Here is a 24,237-nt window from a genome sequence, read left to right as displayed (position 1 = left end):
TTCGTGCGGGCCGGACTCAGGCGGGCGCCTCGGTCGGGGTGATCGGGGTGATCCACGACTGGTGCGTGGCGCTGTTCTTGGTGATCGCGAGCAGCTCGTCCATGTGCGGCTCCAGCCCCGTCACCTTGTCGAGCGGCACCCCGATGATCAGCTGGAAGCCCAGCCCCTTCCAGGCCTGGACGGCCCGGCCGGCGAACTCGGAGTCGGCTTTCACGAAGCCCTCGTCGAGGAAGACCGGGGCGAAGCGCGGCCGCGACCGGGTCTCGTCGCCGAGCCGGAAGCGCAGCGCCGAGCCGACGATGAACGCGACCAGCTCCTGGCTCTCGCCGCCGCTCTTCTCCCCCAGGGTGCGGTACGTCGCTCGCAGCTCGCCGGTCGTGTGGTCGTAGCGCTCCGCGCTGATCTCCACGTGGCGGCGTACGTCGAGCAGCCGGTCCCGGTCGGTGGCGGCCGCGCCGGCCTCCCCCGCCTGGCTGGGCTTGCGCAGCTGCACCATGAACCGGCTGAGCTCGGTGAACCGCTTCTCGAGCTCGGCGTCGCCCAGTTCCGCGGACGATCCGGCCGACAACGCCCGCAGGTCCCGCATGAAGACCTGGACGTGGGCCGGGGTCAGCCGGCGCAGCCGGATCCGCAGCCGGTCGCGGGCGGCGCCGAACTCCAGGCGCCGCAGGATCGCGTTGATCGGCTCCAGCCGGTCCTCGATCTCCTCGATCGACGCGGCCATCGCGCCGACCAGGGGCACCAGGTCCTGGCCGCTCCACTCGGTGAGCCGGCGGCGCCACTCAGAGCGCCGCTCGGCCAGACCCTTGCCGCGGATCTCGTCGAGGATCCGCGCGTAGTCGGGGTACGACTCCGCCGTCGCGCCGAGGTTGGGCGAGTCCCACTGGGCCTTGTAGAGCCGGAAGATCGCGGCGAGCTCGTCCTCGACGCGCCGGGTCTCCGTCTCGGCGTCGGCGACCGCGCCGCGCAGCCGCTCGGCGAGCCGCTGGGAGGTCTCGTGGAAGCGGTCCAGGTCGGCGGGGTCGGCGGGGTCGGCGGCCGCGGCGAACTCCACGCCCAACGCGGCGTCCTGCGCCTCGGTCAACTCGACCGCGCCGACCCGCTCCATCTCCTCCAGCCGGTCCTTGACCAGGTCCTCGGAGTCGATCAGCTCGGCGTGGCTCTCGCTCAGCTCGTGCTGGCGTCGCTCCAGCCCGAACCGGGTGCGGCGGGTCTGCTCCAGCTCCTCGGTGAGCTGCTCGACCTGTCCCTGGAGCACCTGCAGCTGGTCGTCGGCGGTGAGGATCTCGGTACGCCGGCGCTCCAGCTCGGCGATCCGCCGGTCGCTGCCCGAGACGTCGAGGTCGTCGAAGCGCGCGGTCGCCACTGCTTCGTACGCCGTCCGCGACTGCTCCAGCACCCGCAGTCGCCGGTCCTGCTCGGCGACCAGGCCGTCGACCCGGACCAGGTCGCCCTCCAGCGCGGCCAGCTCCGCGTCGATCTCGGCGATGGCGTCGGCGTTCGAGAAGCCGATGATGCTGCGGGCGTCGTTGCGCCCGTGGGCACCGCGGCGGCCGCTGCGGGTCTGACCCGCCAGCGTCACCCGCAGCCCCGAGCCCGTCAGCCCGGCCGACGACTCGACGCACAGCGCGTTGCGGGCCGGGTCCTCGACGTGGTCCTGCACCCAGCCGGAGAACGGCGAGTCCTTGAAGAGCAGCTTGCCGGCGATCCGCTCCGGGTCGCCGGGTCCGCGGTCGGGCAGGTCCAGCTCGACGCCCTCGAAGGTCAGCCGGCCGCGCAGGTGCAGCCCGTCGATCGCGGCGGAGAACGCCTCCAGGCGGTCGATCGGCACCAGCATCAGCCGCGCCGTGCCGCCCAGGACCGTCTCGATCGCCGTGCGCCAGCGCGCCTCCTCGGGCGCGACGTCGATCAGCTCGGCGACGAACGGCAGCTCCGCGACGTCCAGCCCGCTCGCCTTCGCGACCTCGGCCCGCAGCTCGTGCATCCGCGCGGGCATCCGGCCGGCACGGTCCTCCAGCGAGGCCCGCTCGCGGCGCAGTTCGCTCTGCCGCTGCTGGATCGGGAAGCGCTGGTCGCGGACCCCGTCCCGCTCCTCGCCGAGCCGCTCGTGCTCCAGGCGCCACCCCTCGAGCCACGTGCGGGCGCGCTGCTGGAGCGCCGCGAACTCCTCCACGGAACCGAGCGCCCCATCGAGGCTCCCCGCGTCGGCGTCGGCCACCTCGATCAGCGGCAGCAGCCGCTCGCGCAGCGCCGTGCAGCGACCCAGCCGGTCCTCGCGCAGGACCGCCTCCTGCTCCAGGGACAGCCCCAACGACTGCAGCGTGGAGCCGCCCGCGGCCCGGTGGGCCTCCTTGGCCGCCTCCAGGTCGGCCAGCAGGGCGGCCTCGGCGGAGCCGGCGCGGGTCAGCTCCTCGCCGGTCGTCTTCCGGGCGTCGCGGTTGGCGTCCACGGCCCCCTCGAGCAGCCGCAGGTGCGCCCGCAGCAGCCAGCGCCGCAGGGGCGTGTCGCCGGAGCGGGTCACGCCGTACGAGTCGAGCTCGGTGAGCCGGCGCGCGGCGGTGAGCCGGCGCTCGTGCAGGTCGGTGATCGGGTCGAGCAGCTCCAGCTTCTGCTCCTCGACGCGCATCGCGGAGTACGCCGTGTCGAGGTCGTCGAAGTGCTCGACGGCCCGATCCGCGGCGGCGTACGTCGACGGCCGCTCCAGCACCATGTCCTTGTAGAGCTCGTCGACGCTGCGGACCTGGTTCCCGGCCTGGATCCGGGCGAGCAGCCGGAGCGCCTTGGCGCCGTCGCCGTTGGCGCCGATGCCGAGCCGCGCGTGCAGGACGGCGGAGAACTCGGCGTACGTGCGGTGCACCCGGATGCCGGGGTAGAGCTTCTTCAGCGTGTTGGCGTGGAAGCGCTCGGGGACGGCGACCTCGAGGCTGTCGAGCGCGAGCGCCCCCTCGTGGGTGGCCAGCTGCATCTGCACGTCGCTCGACCGGACGGCCCGGCGCGGGACGTAGTAGGTGCGCAGCACGGTGAACCGGCCACCCTGGTCGTTGACGAAGGTCATCGCCACGGCGCCCCAGGTGTCCGCGCCCCTGCCACGCAGCAGCTTCTCGACCGGGCGTCCGGTGCGCGGGTCGTCGACGACGTCGACGGCGCCGCGCAGGTACGACAGCAGGTTGCGCTGGCCGACGCCGCGGGCGCGGCCGGCCACGGCGTCGTTGGACGCGCCGTTGAACTTGGTGTCCGACGGCATCATCAGCGCGGTGTAGGCGTCGAGGATGGTGCTCTTCCCGACCCCCGAGGCGCCGGAGATCATCGTCGTGTCGCCGCGCAGCGGGACGGTGGTCAGGCCGCCGAAGCCGCCCCAGTTGACCAGCTGCAGCAGCGCGGCCCGCCACTGCACGGTGTCGTCCTTCGGCGTGACGACGTCCTGCTGCTCGAAGAGGCCGTCGCCGACCTGCTCGGTCTCGTCGACGCTCATCGCTCGTCCTCCCCGTCCTCGAACAGGTCCTCGTCCTCGGGCTCGGGCGGCGCCTCGGCGCCGTTGACGCGCTGCAGCGACTCCAGCAGCTCCTGGAGCAGCTCGAGCGGCAGCAGCGGCTCGACGGCGCCGCTGATCTCGTAGCGGTCGTCGCTCGCCGCGCCGATGAGCAGTCCCGACTTCACGATGCTGACCACGGCGTTGCGGGCGCGCTTCTCGTCGCCGGCCTCGTCGGTCGCGTGCGGCGGCCGGAAGCTCGCGACGTAGTCGACGATGTCCTCGCGGTCGACGAACACCCGCGCGTCGCCCCCGGACTGCCCGGCGCGCAGCCGGTCGCGCAGGTGGACGAGCACCAGCGTCTCCTCGCGCGACCACGCGGCGTCGTACAGCAGGGTCGGGAAGCGTGCGCCGGTCTCGGAGAGCGCCTGGCGCTTCCAGGCGACCTCGCGCTCGCGGTCGATCGCCAGGTCGAGGAAGAGGTCGTTGAGGCGCGAGCGCAGCACCCGCTCGTGCTCGACCAGGACCGGCCAGTCGCGCGGGTGCGTGCGGGCGCTGATGAAGCGCTGCTTGAGCAGCGCGACCAGCGTCCGGCGCTGGGAGTACTCGAGCCCACCCTCGTCGCCCTCGAAGAGCGAGACCGAGCCCTCGTCGAGGAGCTCGTCCCCGAGGTCGAGATCGGTGTCGGTGTCGGTGTCGACGCTCATCGGGTCTCCCTCTCGTGCTGGGCGGTGCGTGCGGCGGCGGGTCGGTCGGGGTCGGGCAGCGGCGTGCGCGGAACGGCGAAGGTACGCCGCGACCCGTCGTGGCGCACAGCCGAGAAGGTGTCGAGGTCGTCCTCGGTCGTCCAGTCGCGGTCGGCGGCGAGGTGCAGCAGGCCGAGGATCTCGACCGGCCGCCGCAGCGACGGCTCGAGCTGCTCGAAGAGCTCGCCCAGCGAGGCCACCGGCCGCAGCGAGGCCAGCGCCTCGTCGAGCCGCTCGCGCAGGGAGTTCAGCCGGGGGCCGCCCTGCGCCATCAGGGCGCTGAGCGACACCTCGGGGGCGTCGTCGGGATCGGCCGCCGTGATCCGCTCGGGGAGCACGTCGTCGGCCGGGTCGTAGAAGCGCTCGCGCAGGTGGTCGACGCCGGCACGCGCCGGCAGCAGGGGTACGTCGTGGGTCGCGCGCGGGCCGGTCGTCGCCATCCAGGCCATCAGCTGCGACTCGACCTGGCGCAGGGTCTGCTCCAGCTCGCGGTCGCTGGCGGCGTCGTGGGAGACGATGTACTCCTTCAGCGTCGCCGTCACCCGCGAACGCTGGGCGAGCACCCGGTCGAGCCCGTCACGCACCAGCCGGACCGTGCCCTGCAGCTCGGACCGGTCGGCGTCGCTGAGGATCCGGTCGGAGATCGGGTGGTCCAGCAGTGCGGTGAGGTCCTCGCGGAGCTGGGTGACCAGCGCGTCGTCGCGCAGCAGCGCGAAGGCGCCCTCGAACGCCCGCCCCTCCTGGGTCGCCGTCATCAGCGCGTCGGCCCGGGCGAGGTAGTCGTCGATCACCTCACCGGCCGGCCGGTCCTCGGCCCGGAAGGCGGCCAGGATCTCTCCGCGGATCGTGGCGAACCGCTCCTCGACCCGGGCGAAGTCGCTGGGCAGCGCCGAGATCAGCGAGAGCAGCTCGGTGAAGCCCTCCAGCATGTAGTCCTCGGTCGCGCTGACCAGCTCCGCGCCGTCGACGAGCCGGTCCCGCTCGGCCTGCAGCCGCGCGATCTCCGCGTTGAGGATGGTGACCCGCGAGGTGCGGTCCGGGTTGGCCTCGGCGTTGAACCGCCGCACGCTGCCCAGGATCGTCGCGATCCGGTGCTCGCTCAGCGTGGCCCGGTCGCGGGCGAGGTTCTTGACCAGCTCCAGCGCCTGCTGCGCGTGGGAGGTCAGCGAGTAGACCTCGTTGCCGGTCTCGTCGAGCGAGCGCACCAGCCACTGCCCGCGCATCCAGCGGTGGCAGATGTCGCGACCGCTGCCGGTCGGCACCTCGGTCTCGCCAGCCAGCCGGATCCCGGCGAGGTGCTCCTCGACCTGGGTGTGCAACCGCGCCGTGGGGATCGGCTTGTTGTTGCGGCCGAAGGCGGCCCGGAAGATGGTGATGACCACCGCGGCCTGCCGCTGGTGCAAGAGGGTCAGCGTCGGCTGGGCGAAGGCGCCCTTGACGCGGGCCAGCTCCCCGGCGATCTCGCCCATCCCTGCTCCGTCTCCCTGCACTCCCGACGTCGTGTCGAACGATGGGCAAGCATGACAGAGGCCGCCGACGGCCCCGGTGCCCCGGGGTCCGCCGGCTCCGTTCCGGTCAGGAGCGGTCGATCGTCGCCTGCATCGCCGCGTTGTAGCGCTCGCCCTGCACGACGATCGCCGCGCCGGCCTCCTGGATCTCGGCGAGGTCGGCCGCGGTGAGCTCGAGCGCGGCGGCGCCGACGTTCTCCTGCAGCCGGGAGGTACGACGGGTGCCCGGGATCGGCACGATCCACGGACGCTGCGCCAGCAGCCACGCGAGCGCGACCTGGCCGGTGGTGGCGTCGTACCGCGTCGCGATCCGCTCGAGCAGGTCGACGAGCGCTCGGTTGGCGTCGATGGCCTCGGCCTGGAACCGCGGGATCGAGCTGCGGATGTCGTCGGCCGCGAACGTCGTACTGGAGTCGATGGTGCCGGTGAGGAAGCCGCGCCCGAGCGGACTGAAGGGCACGAAGCCGATCCCGAGCTCCTCGAGCGTCGGGAGCACCGACTCCTCGGGCTCGCGCCAGAACAGGGAGTACTCGCTCTGCAGGGCGGTCACCGGCTGCACGGCGTGCGCGCGGCGGATCGTGCCCGGACCCGCCTCGGAGAGGCCGAAGTGGCGTACCTTGCCGGCCGAGATCAGCTCGCCGACGGCACCGGCGACCTCCTCGATCGGGACGTCCGGGTCGACGCGGTGCTGGTAGAAGAGGTCGATGGCCTCGCCGCCGAGCCGGCGCAGGGAGGCGTCGGCCACCTGCCGGATGTGCTCGGGCCGGCTGGACAGGCCGGTCTGCCTGCCGTCGGCGTCGAACGCGAAGCCGAACTTGGTGGCGATCACCACCTGGTCGCGCACCGGCGCGAGCGCCGCCCCGACCAGCTCCTCGTTGACCCACGGCCCGTAGACCTCCGCGGTGTCGAAGAAGGTCACACCGAGGTCGACGGCATCGCGCATCACCCGGACCATCTCGTCGTGGTCACCGGCCGGACCGAGCCCGTAGCTCATGCCCATGCAGCCGAGACCGAGCGTCGACACCTCCAGCCCGGACGTGCCGAGGGTGCGCTTGTGCATGCTGCTCTCCTTGCTGTCGGTGGCCGTCGATGCCGAGCACGACCGTAGTGGTGCCCCACCGGTTCGCCGCCGGGTGTCCGCGGGTTCGGTTAACCTCGCCGGACGCCCTCGCCCGTCTCGGGCACGACGAGAGGAACCCGATGCCGCACGTCCTGACCCGCCTCGCGGTGCTCGCCAGCGCGGCCGCGCTGTCGATCGCGACCCTGAGCGTCCCCGCCCAGGCCGATCAGCCAGCCACCGAGCAGGTCACCGGGCAGGCACCCCGTGCGGCCTCGACCGTCCGGGTCCCGGGCTCGTTCACCGGATACGGCTTCGACGCGTGCTCGGCGCCGAGCCAGCAGGTGATGGACGCGTGGCGGCAGGCCTCGCCGTACTCCGCGGTCGGCATCTACATCAGCGGCAGCCTCCGGACCTGCCCCCAGGACCAGCTCACCGCCGACTGGGTGCGGACCCAGGCCCGCCGCGGCTGGCACCTGCTCCCGATCCACGTCGGGCCGCAGGCCAGCTGTGCGAAGCGGGACTACCCGATCGAGATGTCCCTGAACAAGAAGACCGCCGAGGACCAGGGGCGGGCCGAGGCCCGGTCGTCCGTCGCGGCGGCCAAGTCGCTGGCGATCCGCACGGGCAGCACCCTCTACTACGACCTCGAGGACTACGACCTCGCCCCGGACGACTGCCGCCAGGCGGCGCTGTCCTTCCTCTCCGGCTGGACCAAGCAACTGCACGCGCTCGGCTTCAGGTCCGGCGTCTACTCCAACATCGGCGCCGCGATCAACTCCCTCGACGTCGCCGACCGGCTCTCCCCCGGCTCGTACGCCATGCCCGACGACATCTGGTTCGCCTGGGAGAACGGCCGCGCCGACACCCGCACCGACCACCGGGTGCAGAGCCGCCGGTGGGACAAGCACGCGCGGATCCACCAGTACGACCTCGACACGGTGAGGACCTACGCCGGCGCCTCGATGAAGATCGACCTGAACTGGGTCGACGTCGGCCGCGGGTCCGTGGGCTCCCCGACCCGCCGGATGTGCCCGGGCGTCGCCGTCGACCTGCGCCGCTACCCCACCCTGCGCAAGGGCTCGCGCGGTGCCGCGGTCAAGGCGGCGCAGTGCCAGCTGCGCAAGCAGCGCTTCACCCGGGCCAAGCCCAGCGGCCGCTACGACGCCGGCACGGTGAAGGCGGTGCGCAAGGCGCAGCGCCGGCTCGACGTACGCGTGACGGGACGGCTGGACCGCCGGACCTGGGTGGCCCTGGTCTCGCGCGGCTCGCGGCCGCTGCTGAAGGTCGGCTCGACCGGCGATCCCGTACGCCGCGTGCAGCGCGCGCTCGGTGCTGCCCTCGGCATCCGGATCCGCGTCGACGGCCTGATGAGCCCGCGGACGAGCAAGGCGGTCGCGCGGTTCCAGAAGCGGGAGCGGCTCGAGCGCACCGGCAACGTCACGATCCAGACCTGGCAGCGGCTGCAGGCAGGCGGCTGAGCGCGGCTCCGTCCCGGCTAGTCTGGGCGCGCCCATGCAGACCCCACCGCCGCGCGCCCGCCGCCTGCTGCTCACCGTCGACGCGCCCTCGCTGCTGCACCGCAACCACCACGCCCGCGCGCACACCGACCTGCGCGACCGGACCGGCCGGCCCGCGTGGGCGCTGCACGGCATGCTGCGGCAGATCCTGGAGGCGATCGACCAGTTCGCGCCGGACGCGCTGTTGTTCGGGCTCGACGACCGGGCGACGTCGGTGCGCGAGGGTCTCTACCCCGGCTACAAGGCGGGCCGTGCCGTCAAGGACGCGACCCTCGTCGAGCAGCTCGAGCGCGCGGCCGCGCTGCTCGACGCGCTGGGGTTCCGCACGGTCACCCCGCCGGGTCTCGAGGCCGACGACGTCAACGCCTCGGCCGCGGCCTGGGCCGGGCGCGAGGGCTGGGACTGCGTGATCGTCACCTCCGACCGGGACTCCTTCGCCAACATCAGCGCCCACACCCGGGTGCTGCGGGTCATCGACGGCGGGATCGGCGGCTCCCCGCTGCTCGACGAGCGCCGGCTGCGCACGATGTACGGCGTCGACGCGGCGCGCTACCTGGAGTTCGCCGCGCTGCGCGGCGACGCGAGCGACAACCTCCCCGGCGTCGCGGGCATCGGTGAGAAGACCGCCCCCGTGCTGCTCGACCTGATGGGCTCGATGCAGGCCGTCTGGTCCGACATCGAGCACTGCGACGGGGAGAACCTGGTCGCCACCGTCGACTCGTGGTGCGCCGAGACCGGTGCCCGGCGGATGGGCGGCACCCTGCTGAAGCGGCTGACCGCGCCCGGGGCACGGGAGCGCTACGACTTCAACGTCTCGATCATGGCCGGGCAGACCGAGCTCGAGCTGGGCCTGACCCCCGACGTACCCGGCTCCCCCGGCCTGCTCCCCCTCGAGCGCAGCCGGGTCTCGCGCGTCGTCGACTTCCTCGGCGTCGGCGCCACCACCGACCTCGCGCTCCGCGTGCTCACCGAGCCGCCGGCCTCCGAGGGCTGACCCCGTCGGACCCCTCGGCCTGGGACCTCGAGCGGGGTTACCGTGGCCAGGAAGCGGCTCGGGCACTTCCCGACCGTAAGGAGCACCGATGTTGAACGACAGCATGGTCACCGCGAACGTTCCGGTTTCCGATCTCGACCGGGCCCGGAGCTTCTACGCCGACACCCTCGGCCTCACCCCTGCCGACGAGAACCCCGGCGGGCTCGTCTACACCACCGGCGGCGGGACGACGTTCTTCCTCTACCAGACCGAGTACGCCGGCCGGGCCGGCCACACGATCGCGCAGTGGCACGTCGGCAACGTGGCCGACGAGGTGCGCGACCTGAAGGCGAAGGGACTGACCTTCGAGCACTACGACATGCCCGGCGTCACCTGGGACGGCGACGTCGCGGAGATGGAGGGCATGGGCCACGCGGCCTGGTTCAAGGACAGCGAGGGCAACATCATGTGCCTCGACGACGCGACGACCGGCTGATCGCCCGGCGTACCCTGGCGAGCCTGTCAGCCGATCCTTGACGTTCTCAGGCAGAATCTCGACTGAGAACATCCAGATTCCCCGGTTCTCCGGGGAATCTGCGCCCGGCCGTCTGAAGAGGTGTCGCCATGGAGATCTGGATCAACCCCGCCTGCTCGAAGTGCCGGACCGCGACGGCGGCGCTCGACGAGGCGGGGGTGGAGTACACCGTCCGGCGCTACCTCGACGAGCCGCCGACCCGCGCCGAGCTCGCTGAGGTGCTGGCGCGCCTCGACCTGGAGCCGTGGCAGATCGTCCGCACCGGCGAGCCCGAGGCTGCGGCCGTGCAGGAGCTGCCGCGCACCCCGGCGGCGCGCGAGGCGTGGGTGCAGGCGATGGTCGAGCACCCGCAGCTGATCCAGCGGCCGATCATCACCGCGGACGACGGCACGGCCGTGCTCGCCCGCGACCCGGAGACGCTGGCCGGGCTGCTGGACTGACGTCAGTCGGACGGCAGGCCGTGGTCGATGGCCCAGGCGACGGCCGTCGACCGGTTCGTGGCGCCGATCTTGTGGTAGCCCGACCGAATGTAGGTCTTGATGGTGTTGACGCCGAGATGGATCTCGGCCGCGATCTCCTTGTTGGACATGCCGCGGGCGATCAGGGCGAGGACCTCGTGCTCGCGCTCGGTGAGGCCGACGTTGCCCGAGGTGAGGTCGGTGCGGGACTCCGCGCTGGAGCCGACCGTGGGGTTGGGGCCGGGATCGCCGGGCTCCCAGCCGGTGGCGGCTGAGGCCAGCGCGTCCAGGACCTCGGCGACCGGCGCGTCGAGGTCGAAGAAGCCGTCGGCGCCGCGGTCGAGCGCCTTGGCGGTCAGATCGGGACGCAGCGTCGTGCCGACGAGCATGACGACGGCCGCGGTCTTGTTCACCAGGATGTCGAGGGTCGAGGTGTCGCCGCGGTCCAGGAAGGCGACGTCGTACAGGACGACGTCGGGCTCGACCCCCTCGATGTCGAAGATCGCCGGGACGAACCGCCCGTCAGTCTGCTGGAGGACCGTGGCGATCCCCAGGGCGACGATCGGCTGCGGAGTGAAGACCGCGACCCCGACGGACGTGCTCATGACCGGTCTCCTTCCCCGCGGCAGAGCGGAGAAACGGCCCCTTTTTTTCAGCGCATCCGGACCATCGCCGGCGGCAGGCAGGCACGCTGCCGCGGATCCAGTCCGGCGACGCACCGGCGGACCTGGTCGGGGCGCCAGGGAGCCGCCGCGATCGTGGTGAAGGGCCGCCTCGTCATCCAGGTGAAGGTCACCGAGTAGCGGTCCCGCGCGGTGGGCGGCGCGGCCCGGTGGAAGATCTGCGCGGTGTCCGGGACGCCCGCGGTCCACCGCGGCCCGGTGGCCTGCCGCCACGTCTCCCGGGGTACGGCGGCCGCGAACCGCTCGTCGTCGACGAACCCGCCGACGTAGCGCAGCGCCCGCGCCGCGGAGGTCGAGCGCGGCCGCGGGACGTAGGTGAACGGACCACCGTCCGAATCGACGTCGTTGAGCCAGACCAGGATCTTCAGCATCCGGTGGTCCTCGATGTCGCGGTGCCACTGGCGGGTGTCGACGGTGCGACCGTCGCTGCACTCCCGGTGCACCAGGGGGCCGTAGTAGCGGACCGGGACACCGAGGTAGTTCTCCACCAGGTCGAGGACCTGCGACTGCAGTCCCCACCGCCACAGGGCGACGTCCTCGAGCATCTCGTCCCGGCCGAGCAGCACCGAGTGCGACCCGCCGGGCGAGCGGTCCGCCAGCAGCCCGCTCAGCTGGAGCAGCAGCGGCTTGAGGGGGTCGACCCCGGGCAGCCCCATCGCGTCCCAGCGCGTCACGCTCATGCCGTTCCCGCGCAGGTCGTCGACGAGCTGACGATGGGCGGGCGCGAGATCCGGCAGCCGGGATCGATGGTCGTCAGCCAGCGACGCCCGATGCTCGTCGACCCGGCGTCGTACCGCCGGGACCCGATGGATCAGCTCGCGCTTGGCGCGGTTGGCCGCTCGGGCCACCTCCACCTTCATGACAAGACCTCCGAGAGCGCGCCACTGTCCGACGCTGGGGGATGCGGTCACCAAGAAGTGCACGCCCGCCCGCGGCGGAATGAGGGCAGCGCGGCGCGAACCTCACCCAAATGGGTGAACTCGCGGCGTCTCAGGCCGGCGGGATGTTCTGGTTGTGCCGGAACAGGTTGCCGGGGTCGTAGGTCGCCTTCACCTCCCGCAGCCGGTCGTAGTTGCCCCGGTAGTTGGCGCCGATCCGGCCCTGGTCGTCCTCGGCCATGAAGTTGATGTAGCCCCCGTCCTCGGAGAAGGGCGCGGTGGCCGCGTAGTAGTCCCGGACCCAGGCGGTGTTGCGCTCGTCGTCCTTCTCGTCCGGCCACATGCCCGCGATCACCGTCGCGAAGTTGGCGTCGCGGTAGGCGAAGGCGGTCGCGTCGGACGCCACCCGGTGACAGGCGCCGTTGATCGGGTAGATGTGCATCGTCGACGTCATCTCGGGCACCTGCGAGCCGTGCTCGACGTGAGCGGCGATCGCGTCGTCGGTCAGCTCCTTGACGAAGCTGGCCTTCCAGTAGTGGCGCAGCCCCGAGGGGTAGAGGTCGTCGAAGGCGCTGTTCAGGGCCGGGTACGGCATCGGGCCGACCAGCTCGGCCACCGTCGGCGCCAGGTCGCGGAACGGCTTCAGCACCTTCTCCCCCTCCCCCGGGTCGCCGGCCCAGCAGGTCACCATCAGGGCCAGCGTGGTGCCGTGCCGGGCCTCGGGGATGAACGGCAGCGGCGGCGCGATCTGGTACGCCGGGAACCCGCCGAACTGCTCGGGGGCGTCGGCGATGAACTCCCGGTAGAGCCGGAACAGGTCCCCCGCCTTGTCCAGCTCGAAGAACATCGGCCCTCCGTAGACGTCCTTGACCGGGCTGAGCCGGAACTCGAAGGACGTGACGACCCCGAAGTTGCCGCCCCCGCCCCGGATCGCCCAGTACAGGTCCGCGTCGTCCTTCTCGCTGGCGATGTGGAAGCTCCCGTCGCCGGTCACCACGTCGGCCGCGACCAGGTTGTCGCAGGAGAACCCGAGCCCCCGCGCGAGGTAGCCGATGCCGCCGCCGAGCGTGAGCCCGCCGACGCCGGTGGTCGAGATGATGCCGCCGGTCGTGGCCAGGCCGAAGGGGTACGTCGCCGCGTTCAGGTCGCCCCACGTCGCACCGCCCGCCACCCGGGCGACCCGGTTCACCGGGTCGACCCGGATGTCGCGCATCGCCGACAGGTCGACGACGACGCCGTCGTCGGCGGTGCCGAAGCCCGGCACGCTGTGCGCCCCGCCGCGCACCGCGACCGTGAGCCCCTGGTCGACGGCGTACCGCACCGCCGTCATCACGTCACCGGCGTTGGCCGCCCGGACGATGACGGCGGGCCGCCGGTCGATCATGCCGTTGCGCACCCGGCGCGCCTCGTCGTACGACGGGTCGTCCGGGCCGATCACCGACCCGCGGGTCTGCTCCCGCAGGGTGTCCAGCTGTGCACTCATCTCTCACGCTCCTCGTGACTCGGTGCCTGCCGGGTCCGGCAACAGGTCGTCGTCACGAGGGCGTCGAGAGGGCGTCGGGATGGCGTCGGGGCGTCACGTGGCACGGCGGGGGTCCGCGACAGGTCTGGAACCACCGACGCTAGACCCGGGCACGGGTCCCCGGCATCGTGCAGGTTGGGGTATTCCGGCGAACCCTCAGGAACGGGCCGGGACCAGGTTGAGCGCGACGTCGATGATCATGTCCTCCTGACCACCGACCAGGCGACGCCTGCCGCACTCCATCAGGATGTCGCGCACGTCGAGGTCGTACTGCTGCGCGGCGTTCTCGGCGTGCCGCAGGAACGACGAGTACACGCCGGCGTACCCGAGCGTCAGGGTCTCGCGGTCGACGCGGACCGGCCGGTCCTGCAGCGGGCGGACGATGTCGTCGGCGGCGTCCTGCAGCTTGAACAGGTCGCAGCCGTGCTTGAAGTCCGACAGGTCGGCCACCGCGATGAACGCCTCCAGCGGGCAGTTGCCCGCACCGGCACCGTGCCCCGCGAGCGAGGCGTCGACCCGGAAGACGCCGTTCTCGACGGCGACCACCGAGTTGGCGACCGACAACGAGAGGTTCTCGTGGGCGTGGATGCCGATCTCGGTCTGCGGGTCGAGGACGTCGCGGTAGGCGCGGACCCGCGCCGCGACGTCGTTCATCGTCAGCCGGCCACCGGAGTCGGTGACGTAGACGCAGTGGGCGCCGTACGACTCCATCAGCCGGGCCTGCTGGGCCAGGTCCTCGGGCGCGGACATGTGCGAGAGCATCAGGAAGCCGGAGACGTCCATGCCGAGCTCACGGGCCGCCGCGATGTGCTGCGCCGAGACGTCGGCCTCGGTGCAGTGGGTGGCGACCCGGACCGAGCGGACGCCGAGCTCGTAGGCCCGCTTCAGCTCGTGGATGGTGCCGACGCCGGGCAGCAGCAGCGTGGTCAGCCGCGCCCGCTTCAGCACGGAGGCGGCCGCCTCGATCCACTCCCAGTCGGTGTGGGAGCCGGGGCCGTAGTTCACCGAGGAGCCGGCGAGGCCGTCGCCGTGCGCGACCTCGATGGCGTCGACGCCGGCGTCGTCGAGCGCGGCGACGATCCGGGTGACGTCCTCCGGCGTGATCCGGTGGCGTACGGCGTGCATGCCGTCGCGCAGCGTGACGTCCTGGACGAAGATCGGAGTGCTCATGGTCAGTTCCCTGCCTTCGAAGCCGCGATCCGCTCCGCCATCTGCAGCGCCGCGGAGGTCATGATGTCGAGGTTGCCGGCGTACGCCGGGAGGTAGTGCGCAGCGCCCTCGACCTCGAGGAACACCGACACCTGGTGGGTCGGGCGGGTCGTGGCCTCCGGGCCGACGAGCGTCTCGACCGGCTGGTCGGCGGCGATCTCGGTGATCTGCACCTGCTGCTTGAGCCGATAGCCCGGGACGTACGCCGCGACGTCGGCGACCATCTTCTCGACCGAGGACCGGATCTCCTCGTGGACGGCCGGGTCGGGGGCGTCGACGAGCGCGAACACGGTGTCGCGCATCATCAGCGGCGGCTCGGCCGGGTTGAGGATGATGATCGCCTTGCCGCGCCGGGCGCCGCCGACCTCGACGATCGCGGCCGAGGTGGTCTCGGTGAACTCGTCGATGTTGGCGCGGGTGCCGGGGCCGGCGGACTTCGAGGCGATCGAGGCGACGATCTCGGCGTACGCGACGGGCACGACCCGCGAGATCGCGGCGACGACCGGGATCGTCGCCTGGCCACCGCAGGTCACCATGTTCACGTTCGGGGCGTCGAGGTGGTCGTCGAGGTTGACCGCGGGGACGACGTACGGGCCGATGGCCGCGGGCGTCAGGTCGATCAGCCGCTTGCCGAGCGGCTCGAGGAGCCCGGCGTTGTGCTCGTGCGCCTTGGCCGAGGTGGCGTCGAAGACGATCTCGATCTCCTCGAAGCCGGGCAGGGCGATCAGCCCCTCGACGCCCTCGTGGGTGGTGGCGAACCCGAAGCGGGCCGCGCGGGCGAGCCCGTCGGAGGCGGGGTCGATGCCGACCATCGCCCCCATCTCGAGGTGCTTGCTGGTGCGCATCACCTTGATCATCAGGTCGGTGCCGATGTTGCCCGAGCCGATGACGGCGACCTTGGTCTTGGTCATGTCCTGGTCCTTTACTCGCTGAAGGCGACGGAGACGCCGCCCAGCCCGGTGATGGTGGTGGTGACGGTGCTGCCGGGCGCGACGGGCCGCATCGGGCCGAGCGCGCCGGAGAGGACGACCTGGCCGGCCCGCAGCGGCTCGCCGAACGTGCGGGCCTGCCGAGCCAGCCAGACCACGGCCTCGAGCGGGTCGCCGAGGCAGGCGGCGCCGGTGCCGGTGGAGACCTCGGCACCGTCGATGCTCATGCTCATCGCGACCTCGCGCGGCTCGACCTCGTCGAGGGTCCGGCGCTCGGTGCCGAGGACGTACGCGCCGGCCGAGGCGTTGTCGGCGACGGTGTCGGCGAAGCTGATGTCCCAGTCCGCCACCCGGCTGCCGCAGATCTCCAGGGCGGCGACCGCGTAGTCGACGGCGCCGCGGACCTGCGCGAGGTCGAGCGGTCCCTCGGCCAGGTCCTCCTTCAGCACGAAGGCGACCTCGGCCTCGACCCGGGGCTGCAGCACCGCGGCCGCGGGCACGGCGCCGCCGTCGGCGTACGCCATGTCGTCGAAGAGGACGCCGAAGTCCGGCTGGTCCACGCCGAGCTGCTCCTGGACGGCGCTCGAGGTGAGGCCGATCTTGCGGCCCACGACCCGGGCGCCGGCGGCGACCCGGCCCTCGGTGAGGCGCTGCTGGACGGCGTACGCGGCCGCGACGTCGTCACGGCCGATCAGGTCGCGCACCGGCGCGCTCGGCGTGCCGGTCTCGGCCGCGAGCCGCAGCCGGTCCGCGGCCGCGACGATGGCGTCGGTGTCGACGCGGGAGACGGTTTCACTCATGCCCCCACCCTCGCCGCGCGGTCCTCGGGCCGGCCACGGCCGCGTTCCACTCACCGGTACGCTGATCGGGTGACCGAGCGTCCCGACGTCGAGCCCAGCGGGACCGACACCGTGCTCGGCAAGGCCGTCGCCCTGCTGCGCGCCTTCCGCGTCGACGACACCGTGCTCCCGCTCGCCGAGCTGGTGCGCCGCACCGGACTGCCCAAGGGGACCGCGCACCGGGTCGCGGGCGATCTCGTCGGCCACCGGCTGCTCGACAAGACCCCGCACGGCTACCGGCTCGCGGGCGGGCTCTTCGAGCTCGGCATGCGGGCGGCGTCCGAGCGCACCCTGCTGGAGCTGGCGATGCCGTTCCTCCAGGACCTCTACGAGCGCACCCACGAGACCGTGCACCTGGGCGTGCAGGACGGCACCGAGGTCGTGTACGTCGCCAAGATCGGCGGGCACCGGCAGGCCCGCTCCCCCTCGCGCACGGGCGGGCGGATGCCGATGCACTGCACGGCGATCGGCAAGGTGCTGCTCGCGCACGCCTCCCCCGCCGTCCAGGAGGAGGTGCTCGCGCGCCCGCTCGAGCGGCGTACGCCGCACACGGTGGTGGCACCCGGCCTGCTGCGACGGCAACTGACGACGGTGCTGGACACCGGGACGGCGTACGAGCGCGAGGAGTCGACGACCGGCCTGCTGTGCATCGCGGCCCCGGTGCTCGACACCGACGGGCGTACGGCGCTGGCGGCGATCAGCGTCACCGGGCCGGTCGGGCGCTTCCGGCCCGAGGCGCACGAGACGGCCCTGCGCGCCGCCGCGACCGCGCTGGCCAGCACGCTCGCCCGGCGTCACGGCGGGGCGGTCCGGCCGGGGCGGTGAGCAGCCGGATCTGTGCGCGGGATCTGTGAACGAAGGTTTTGCCACACGGGTCGGCGGGTATGAACCGTCCAGGCACTCAGTTCCATCGGTTCCGCCCCCGTCTCGGACTTACGCAGCCCGTATCCCGGGGGCGGGCTGCATTTGCGACCGTCGCGTGCCTCGGCCGTTCCGGGGAGGCTCGCCCCGTTCCCACGGGGCGAGCCGAGGGGGCCTCGTCCCCCCTCGATGCCCGTTCATCTGGCAACATCTGCGGCATGGTGATCGACTCGGGCTCCGAACGGCGCGCCCTGGTCGTCGAGGACGACGAGGACATCCGCTCCCTGATCGAGTTCACCCTGAGCACCCAGGGCTTCGAGGTGTCGGCCGTCGAGTCGGGCACCGCGGCCCTGGAGGCGGTGCGCACCCTCGACCCCGACCTGATCACCCTCGACCTCGGTCTCCCCGGCATCGACGGGATCGAGACCTGCCGCCGGCTGCGCGAGATCACCGAGGCGTACGTCGTCATGATCACCGCCCGCAACGAGCCGATCGACCGGCTCCTGGGGCTGGAGACCGGCGCCGACGACTTCATCGCCAAGCCGTTCGACGCCCACGAGCTGAAGGCCCGGGTCAACGCGATGTTCCGCCGGCCGCGCCGCCCGTCGGCCGCGGCGGCCGCGCCCGCTCCGGTGGGTGCGAGCGGCCCCGGCTCCACCCACGAGGTGCTCGAGCACGGGGTGCTGCGCGTCGACGTCGACGGCCGCCGGGCCTTCAAGGAGGACCAGGAGCTCGCCCTCACCCGCACCGAGTTCGACCTGCTCACCGAGCTGATGCGCAGCCCCGCCCGGGTCTGGTCGCGCGAGACCCTGCTCCGCTCGGTGTGGGGCACGGAGTGGTCGAGCGACACCCACCTCGTCGAGGTGCACATCGGCAACCTGCGCCGCAAGCTCGGCGAGACCAAGGACCGGAAGTTCGTCCGCACCGTGCGCGGCGTCGGCTACCGGATGGAGTCCTCCGACACCTGACCCACCCCACCCGCCGAGTCGGCAGAACTTGCCCGCCGAGTCGGCAGAAGTTACGCGTCGAGTCGGCAGAACTTGCGCGTCGAGTCGGCAGAAGTTACGGGCGGGGCGCGGTCAGGTACTCCTGGAGCGCAACCTGGGCGCGCTGCGCGGCCTCCGGCAGCACCACGGCCCGGCTCCGGGCGGCCGGGAGGTCCTGCCGGCGCAGGTCGGACTCGATCTCGCGAGCGACGTCGGCCAGCTCGCAGGCCCCCACCGTGGTCGAGGAGACCTTCAGGCTCAGCGTCGCGTCCATCCCGTCGATGAAGTCGAGGGCGTCCAGCGCCTCGGCGATCCGGGCGACGCGGTGGTCGAGGAGGCCGGCGTACTTCTCGGCGAAGGCGCGCGCGAAGGCGGGGTCCTTCATGTCGTGCGCGAGCTTGGCCAGCGCCTGCGGATCGAACACGCTCACCATTCCTCGAGCCTCGCTTCCAGAAGCCCCAGCCCCGGGCAGCCGCGGCGGAGCCGTGACCGCCCGGAGGTCTGTGACCAGCAAGGGTGCTGGTGGTCCGAGGCGACATCCCGAACTGTGCCGGGGCAACATCAAGGCGGGCGGGTCCAAAACCTCAAGGAACCCGCAAAAGATCCGCCGCCTCAGCGCACCGTGTCGAAGAAGCCGCCCAGGGCCGGGATCCGGCGCAGCACGAGCTGGTCGAGGGCGAGCACCACGAGCAGCGAGATCCCGAACAGCGGGAGCAGCAGCCCGAGCCCGACCAGGGCCACCAGTAGCAGCGGCGTGGCCCGCAGCGGCAGCTTGCCGCGCGGCGCACCGACCCGCCCGGCGCCACTCGGACGGCGCCGCCACCACATCAGCGGACCACTGATGCACATGAAGACGATCAGCACGCACATCAGCGCCGCGCCCCAGAACGACGCGAGACCGAGGCTGCGCCCCTCGTGCAGGCCGATGCCGTGGGCGACGACCTTGGCCAGCGCCGGGTAGTCGTCGAAGCCGTACGTCGAGACCACCTGGCCGCCGTACTGGTCGACGTGCACGGTGCGCTCGTCGGACGGCGCGTCGAAGGCGTAGCCGATCACCGAGAACACGCCGCCCTCGTCGCTCGGGATCGTCACGGTCATCGGGTGCCGCAGCCCCTCGCCGCCCGCCACGGCGATCGCGGTGTCGACGTTCGCGACGCTGCCCTCGTGACCCTCCGGGTCCGACTTCGGCACCTCGGTCTTCTGCTGCGCCCACGGCAGGTCGACGCTGTGGCTGTGCGGCAGCGACTCATCGAGGGTCGAGAGCGGGTCGGACGCCGCCCCGTGGTCCAGCGACCACATCGAGGTGCCCCGGTCGGTGGCGATCTCCTGCACCTTCGCGCCCCACAGCCCGGTCCAGGGCAGTCCCGAGATCAGCAGGGTCAGCAGCCCGACGCCGACCACGGCGCCCGCGACGCCGTGCCGCGAGCGCAGCCGGGCGCCCTTCCGGTTCGCCTTGCGCATCCGGCGGCGTGCCCGCCAGCCGCGCACGAACAGGTAGTAGCCGGTCAACGCCATCACGATCGCCCAGCACACACCGAGCTCCAGGAACCGGTCGCCGAGGGTGCCGCTCATCAGGTCGGCGTGCAGCCGGACCGCCGTACCGGACAGGGTCGAGTCGGGGTTCAGCGAGCCCAGGACCTCGGGGACGTAGGGGTCCACGAACACGTCGCGGCCCTCGCCGTCAGCGGTCGTCACCGAGAAGACGGTCGCCCGGCCCTCCTCGCGGGGCTCGGCCATCGACATCACGGTGACGTCGGGGTAGGTCTGCCGGACCGCGGCGAGCTGGGCGGAGTACGGCTGCTGGACGGCGTCCGCCGACGGTACGTCGACCTTCATCAGGTCGGGATGCATCAGCGGCTCGAGCTGGAAACGGAACAGGTAGATCAGGCCGGTGACGGCCAGCACGAGCAGCACCGGGATGACCAGGAAGCTCGCGAAGAAGTGCCAGCGCCAGATCGCGCGGAACAGGCCGCTGCCCTTCGAGCGCTCGCGCGGCGGCCGGGGCGACGGCGGTGACGGGGGTGGGGGTGGCGCCAGGGCAGCATCGGGCGCGGTCAGGTCGGTCATGGGTCCTCGGGTGCGGTCGTGGGGTCGTCGGGCGGGTCAGCGCGCGACGAGCGGAGGACCGCGCCGGACCACGGCGCGAGCGAGGACGAGCGAGTGCGGGGGCCGAAGCGGTGCGGCGGCCCGCACGGCGAGGCGTCGTACGACGGGCAGCCCGGCGCGCGCGATCGCGGCCAGGAGCTGCAGCGGGGCCAGGACGACGGTGGCGGCCAGCGCGAGCAGCGTCCACAGGGAGCGCTCCCCCACGGCCAGCCAGAGCCCGACGGCGACGGCGACGACCAGGTGCGCCAGCATCATCGGCGCCTGGCCGGTGAGGTGGTCGAGCAGGTGGCCGACGGGCAGCGCGGGACCGGACGCGTGCCCGGCTCCGACGTCGAAGGCGTCCTGGAGCGTCCCGACCCGGCGGCCGTCGACGGTCGGGAGCGTCCCGGCCGGTGCGGGCGCCGGACCGGCCGCGGGCCGGGCGGGATCGCCGACGTGTCCGGCGGCCGCGCTGAGCACGAGGTGGACGACGGTCTGGCCGCCCACGAGCAGCGCGACCAGCCGCAGCGGCGAGGCGGGACGGGCGAGGAACGCCGCCGCGCCGACCACCGCGACGACGTACAGGACAACGAGCGCGGCGGGACCGGGCAGCAGCCCGTCGGCCGTCACGTGCCCGGCCGCGCCCAGGAACACCGCCACCGAGGCGAGCAGCACCGCGCGCGCCCACAGCACGGCGGGGTCGGTCCTCGGCCTCATGGCTCGGCATTCTCCCAGCCCATCCTGAGAACCGCCGAGTCGGCAGAAGTTGCTGCCGACTCGACGCGCAACTTCTGCCGACTCGACGCGCAAGTTCTGCCGACTCGGCGGGGGCTCAGTTGAGGAGGCGCATGGTGGACGGTACGCCGCCGCCGGCGTGGACGTCCTCGACGAGCTCCTGGAGGGCGGTGAGGGCGACGTTCTGCGACATCGGGCCGTAGGAGACCCGGGCGACGCCGAGCTCCTGCAGACGGGCCAGCGACGGGAGGCCGGGGATGCCGATCAGCGTGAGCCGTTGCGGACCGAAGGCGTCGACCAGCGTCGAGACCTGGGCCTCGTCGAGCCGGCCCGGCACGAACACGACCGGCGCGCCCGCGTCGAGGAACGCCTTGCCGCGCTCGACCGCGTCCTTCAGTACGTCGGCCGGGTCGCGGTCGCCGGCCTTCACGAAGGCGTCGGTGCGGGCGTTGAGCACGAAGTCCGCGACACCCTCCGCCTCGGCAGCGCGCATGATCGCCTCCACGTTGGCAGCGGCCTCCGACAGCGGGCGCAGCTGGTCCTCGATGTTGGCGCCGACGACGCCGAGGCCGATCGCGCGGCGGATCGTCTCGGCGGGGTCGCCGTACCCGCCCTCGAGGTCGGCGCTCACCGGGAGGTCGGTCGACCGCACAATCCGCCCGACGGCCTCCAGCATCAGGTCCCGCGGGATCTGCTCGCCGTCCTCGTAGCCGTACGACGCGGCGATCGAGTGGCTGGCGGTCGCGAGCGCGGTCGTGCCGGGTACGTCGGCGACGACCTTCGCGCTGATCACGTCCCAGACGTTGACGACCGTCAGCAGGGCCGGATCGCGGTGCAGCTCGAGGAGTCGGGTGGCACGGGTGGCGGAAGTGGTCATGCGACCGACGCTACCCACCGGGGCTCAGTCCTCCCAGAACACCCGTTCCACGACGGCACGCGCCAAGCGGGTGTGCCGAAGGTGGTCGTTGAGCATCGCCTCGGACTCGCCCGGCCCGTAGCCCAGGATGCTCGCCACCGCCGCCCGCTCGCGGGGATCGCGGGGCAGCTGGTCGCTGGGCTTCCCGCGCACGAGCGTCACCGCGTTGCGGACCCGGCTGACCCGCCGCCAGGTCTGCTGCAGCACGGCGGCGTCGTCCTCGCCGATCAGATCGGCGTCACGCGCAGCATCCAGCGCGGGCATGGTGCGGGGGGTGCGCAGGCCGGGCACCTGGCCGGCGTACCGCATCTGCAGCAGCTGGACGGTCCACTCGATGTCGGCCAGGCCGCCGCGGCCCAGCTTGAGGTGCATGTGCGGGTCGGCGCCGCGGGGCAGCCGCTCCTCGTCGACGCGGGCCTTGATCCGACGTACCTCGAAGGCGTCGTCGGCGCTGATGCCGTCGGCCGGGAAGCGGAGCGGGTCGATCAGCTCCTCGAAGCGGCGGCGCAGGTCGGGGTCGCCCACCACGGCGTCGGCGCGCAGCAGCGCCTGCGCCTCCCACACCTTCGACCACTTGGCGTAGTAGGCGGCGTACGACGACAGCGTGCGCGTCAGCGGACCCTGCTTGCCCTCCGGACGCAGGTCGGCGTCGACGACGAGCGGCGGGTCGCCGCCGGGCAGGGCGAGCAGCCGGCGCAGCTCGTTCGCCACCGCCTGGGCGTACGACGACGCCTGCTGCGGGTCGGCGCCCGGCTCCGGGTCGTGCACGAACAGCACGTCGGCGTCGCTGCCGTAACCGCACTCGTGCCCGCCGAACCGGCCCATCGCGATCACCGCGAACCTCGTCGGCAGCGGGCGGCGCAGCTCGGCGAAGACCTTCCGCAGCGCCACCTCCAGCGCCGCCTGCAGCGAAGCCCGGGTGATATCAGTAAGCGCTTCGCCGGTAACGGCGAGCCTCCCCCCGGTTCCGGGGTCGTCCCCCCCGAGTGTGTCAGCTGCGGACGTGCGGAGGAGCTCGCGGCGGCGCACCGAACGGACTGCGGTCACCGCGGCCTCGGCGTCGTCCTCGTAGCGCTGGATGGCCGCCATCATCTCGGCGCGCAGCCCGGTCAGGCTCCGGGGCTTCAGCTCGGCGTCGTTGCCGAAGATGGCGACCGCCTCGGGCGCGCGCAGCAGCAGCCCCGCCGCATACCGGCTGGACGCCAGCACGTGGGCCATCCGCTCGGCCGCCCTGGTCTCGTCCCTGAGCAACCGCAGGTACCAGGGTGAGGACCCGAGTGCCTCACTGACCTGGCGGAACGCGAGCAGGCCCGCATCGGGTTCGGCGGCGTCGGCGAACCAGCCGAGCAGCACCGGCAGCAGCGTGCGCTGGATCGCCGCGCGCCGGGACACCCCGGAGGTCAGCGCGTCGATGTGCCGCAGCGCCCCGGCCGGATCCGCGTAGCCGAGCGCCTCGAGCCGGGCCCGGGCCTCGGCCGGCGTCAGCCGGGCCGCCTCGGACGGCAGCCGGGCCACCGCGTCGAGCAGCGGCCGGTAGAACAGCTTCTCGTGCAGCCGCCTGACCTGGCGGGCGTGACGGCGCCACTCCTCGTCGAACTCGGCCGCCGGGTCCGAGCGGATACCGGTGAGCGCGGGCTGGAACCAGTCGTCGTTTGGTCCGTCGTTGAAACGCATCGCCCGCCCCAGCCGGCGAAGTACGGCGGGATCCTCGGGCAGACTGTGGGTGCGGCTCAGCCGGTTCAGCTGGAGCAGGTGCTCGGTGCGGCGCAGGAACCGGTAGGCGGCGCCCAGCTCGTCCGCGTCGGCCCGGCCGACGTACCCCCCGGCGGCCAGCGCGGCCAGCGCGGGCAGGGTGGCGGGCGAGCGCAGCGTCTCGTCGGTGCGGCCGTGCACGAGCTGCAGCAGCTGGACCGCGAACTCGATGTCGCGCAGCCCGCCCGGACCGAGCTTGAGCTCGCGCCCGGCCTGCCGGGCGGGCACGGACTGCTCTACCCGGCGGCGCATGGCCTGCACGTCCTCGACGAAGTTATCGCGGCGGGCCGCCTGCCAGACCATCGGGCCCACGGTGTCGGCGTAGGCCTGGCCGAGCGCCAGGTCCCCGGCCACCGGCCTGGCCTTGAGCAGGGCCTGGAACTCCCAGGTCTTGGCCCAGCGCTCGTAGTAGGCCAGATGGCTGGTCAGCGTGCGGACCAGCGGCCCGGCCCGGCCCTCGGGGCGCAGGTTCGGGTCGACAGGGAACAGCGCCTCCTCGGTGCCGGCCGCCGAGCAGACCCGGATCATCGCGGCGGCCAGCCGGGTCGCTGACGCGACGTCCCCGTCTCCGGCCAC

General features: G+C 72.8%; 21 protein-coding genes. 6 read left to right on the top strand and 15 right to left on the bottom strand.

Translation table 11 applies throughout. The annotated features are described in order from the left end of the window. Positions 1–16 precede the first annotated feature (16 nt). The 4 genes from VMF51_RS24925 to VMF51_RS24910 all read right to left on the bottom strand — a co-directional run bounded on the left by VMF51_RS24925 (position 17) and on the right by VMF51_RS24910 (position 6,783). Positions 17–3,472 carry an ATP-binding protein gene (locus tag VMF51_RS24925; RefSeq protein ID WP_325477191.1) on the bottom strand — a complete coding sequence of 1,152 codons (3,456 nt, stop codon included), beginning with the start codon at positions 3,470–3,472 and terminating at the stop codon, positions 17–19. Continuing rightward, positions 3,469–4,176, bottom strand: a complete 708-nt coding sequence (locus VMF51_RS24920; protein ID WP_325477190.1) for a DUF4194 domain-containing protein — start codon at positions 4,174–4,176, stop codon at positions 3,469–3,471. Before VMF51_RS24920 ends, VMF51_RS24925 begins: the two co-directional genes overlap by 4 nt. Continuing rightward, on the bottom strand, positions 4,173–5,684 hold the full coding sequence (locus VMF51_RS24915; RefSeq protein ID WP_325477189.1) for a DUF3375 domain-containing protein: 1,512 nt from the start codon (positions 5,682–5,684) through the stop codon (positions 4,173–4,175). The genes VMF51_RS24920 and VMF51_RS24915 overlap by 4 nt, the downstream gene beginning before the upstream one ends. Before the next feature lie 106 nt (positions 5,685–5,790). Next, the gene (locus VMF51_RS24910; RefSeq protein WP_325477188.1) at positions 5,791–6,783 is read right to left on the bottom strand and encodes an aldo/keto reductase; all 993 of its coding nucleotides are present in this window, start codon (positions 6,781–6,783) and stop codon (positions 5,791–5,793) included. A gap of 140 nt (positions 6,784–6,923) precedes the next feature. Between VMF51_RS24910 and VMF51_RS24905 the strand changes: the two genes are divergently transcribed. The 4 genes from VMF51_RS24905 (at position 6,924) to VMF51_RS24890 (ending at position 10,248) form a co-directional block, all read left to right on the top strand. Beyond that, on the top strand, positions 6,924–8,261 hold the full coding sequence (locus tag VMF51_RS24905; protein WP_325477187.1) for a glycoside hydrolase domain-containing protein: 1,338 nt from the start codon (positions 6,924–6,926) through the stop codon (positions 8,259–8,261). A gap of 34 nt (positions 8,262–8,295) precedes the next feature. Beyond that, positions 8,296–9,294 (top strand): 5'-3' exonuclease, encoded by a 999-nt coding sequence (locus VMF51_RS24900; RefSeq protein ID WP_325477186.1) that lies wholly within the window; start codon positions 8,296–8,298, stop codon positions 9,292–9,294. Positions 9,295–9,382: 88 nt separating this feature from the next. Next, positions 9,383–9,769: a VOC family protein gene (locus VMF51_RS24895; RefSeq protein ID WP_325477185.1), complete on the top strand. Its 387-nt coding sequence runs from the start codon at positions 9,383–9,385 to the stop codon at positions 9,767–9,769. Positions 9,770–9,897: 128 nt separating this feature from the next. After that, the gene (locus VMF51_RS24890) at positions 9,898–10,248 is read left to right on the top strand and encodes an arsenate reductase family protein (protein ID WP_325477184.1); all 351 of its coding nucleotides are present in this window, start codon (positions 9,898–9,900) and stop codon (positions 10,246–10,248) included. A 2-nt stretch (positions 10,249–10,250) separates the two neighbouring features. Here VMF51_RS24890 and VMF51_RS24885 read toward each other — a convergent pair whose 3' ends face one another. The 6 genes from VMF51_RS24885 to VMF51_RS24860 all read right to left on the bottom strand — a co-directional run bounded on the left by VMF51_RS24885 (position 10,251) and on the right by VMF51_RS24860 (position 16,287). Further along, positions 10,251–10,871, bottom strand: a complete 621-nt coding sequence (locus VMF51_RS24885) for a response regulator transcription factor (protein WP_325477183.1) — start codon at positions 10,869–10,871, stop codon at positions 10,251–10,253. A gap of 47 nt (positions 10,872–10,918) precedes the next feature. Continuing rightward, complete coding sequence (locus tag VMF51_RS24880) at positions 10,919–11,809, bottom strand: hypothetical protein (RefSeq protein WP_325477182.1); 891 nt, start codon at positions 11,807–11,809, stop codon at positions 10,919–10,921. A 130-nt stretch (positions 11,810–11,939) separates the two neighbouring features. Then, a complete protein-coding gene (locus VMF51_RS24875; RefSeq protein WP_325477181.1) occupies positions 11,940–13,310 on the bottom strand; it encodes an FAD-binding oxidoreductase in 1,371 nt (456 codons plus the stop codon). 195 nt (positions 13,311–13,505) lie between these two features. After that, positions 13,506–14,519, bottom strand: coding sequence for a 4-hydroxy-2-oxovalerate aldolase (gene dmpG, locus VMF51_RS24870; RefSeq protein WP_325477180.1), 1,014 nt, complete (start codon positions 14,517–14,519; stop codon positions 13,506–13,508). 2 nt (positions 14,520–14,521) lie between these two features. Beyond that, positions 14,522–15,469: an acetaldehyde dehydrogenase (acetylating) gene (locus VMF51_RS24865; protein ID WP_325477179.1), complete on the bottom strand. Its 948-nt coding sequence runs from the start codon at positions 15,467–15,469 to the stop codon at positions 14,522–14,524. Between the two features lie 11 nt (positions 15,470–15,480). Beyond that, positions 15,481–16,287 (bottom strand): 2-keto-4-pentenoate hydratase, encoded by an 807-nt coding sequence (locus VMF51_RS24860; protein ID WP_325477178.1) that lies wholly within the window; start codon positions 16,285–16,287, stop codon positions 15,481–15,483. 69 nt (positions 16,288–16,356) lie between these two features. Here VMF51_RS24860 and VMF51_RS24855 point away from each other — a divergent pair, with 69 nt between their 5' ends. Together VMF51_RS24855 and VMF51_RS24850 are read left to right on the top strand one after the other, a co-directional pair. Continuing rightward, a complete protein-coding gene (locus VMF51_RS24855; RefSeq protein WP_325477177.1) occupies positions 16,357–17,151 on the top strand; it encodes an IclR family transcriptional regulator in 795 nt (264 codons plus the stop codon). Between the two features lie 254 nt (positions 17,152–17,405). After that, positions 17,406–18,155 carry a response regulator transcription factor gene (locus VMF51_RS24850; RefSeq protein ID WP_325477176.1) on the top strand — a complete coding sequence of 250 codons (750 nt, stop codon included), beginning with the start codon at positions 17,406–17,408 and terminating at the stop codon, positions 18,153–18,155. Positions 18,156–18,249: 94 nt separating this feature from the next. Here the strand turns inward: VMF51_RS24850 and VMF51_RS24845 are convergent, their stop codons facing one another. The 5 genes from VMF51_RS24845 to VMF51_RS24825 all read right to left on the bottom strand — a co-directional run. Next, complete coding sequence (locus VMF51_RS24845) at positions 18,250–18,597, bottom strand: hypothetical protein (RefSeq protein ID WP_325477175.1); 348 nt, start codon at positions 18,595–18,597, stop codon at positions 18,250–18,252. Positions 18,598–18,785: 188 nt separating this feature from the next. Beyond that, positions 18,786–20,240: a PepSY domain-containing protein gene (locus tag VMF51_RS24840; protein ID WP_325477174.1), complete on the bottom strand. Its 1,455-nt coding sequence runs from the start codon at positions 20,238–20,240 to the stop codon at positions 18,786–18,788. A gap of 36 nt (positions 20,241–20,276) precedes the next feature. Then, positions 20,277–20,975, bottom strand: coding sequence for a hypothetical protein (locus VMF51_RS24835; RefSeq protein ID WP_325477173.1), 699 nt, complete (start codon positions 20,973–20,975; stop codon positions 20,277–20,279). A 115-nt stretch (positions 20,976–21,090) separates the two neighbouring features. Beyond that, positions 21,091–21,870 (bottom strand): isocitrate lyase/phosphoenolpyruvate mutase family protein, encoded by a 780-nt coding sequence (locus tag VMF51_RS24830; RefSeq protein WP_325477172.1) that lies wholly within the window; start codon positions 21,868–21,870, stop codon positions 21,091–21,093. Positions 21,871–21,894: 24 nt separating this feature from the next. Next, positions 21,895–24,237 (bottom strand): bifunctional [glutamine synthetase] adenylyltransferase/[glutamine synthetase]-adenylyl-L-tyrosine phosphorylase (locus VMF51_RS24825; protein WP_325477171.1); only part of this gene is annotated, 2,343 nt, incomplete at its 5' end.

The organism is Nocardioides sp., from assembly GCF_035503875.1.
Lineage (GTDB): Bacteria > Actinomycetota > Actinomycetes > Propionibacteriales > Nocardioidaceae > Nocardioides.
The sequence above is the reverse complement of the archived record's forward strand: the minus strand, read 5'-3'. Positions and strand labels throughout refer to the sequence as shown.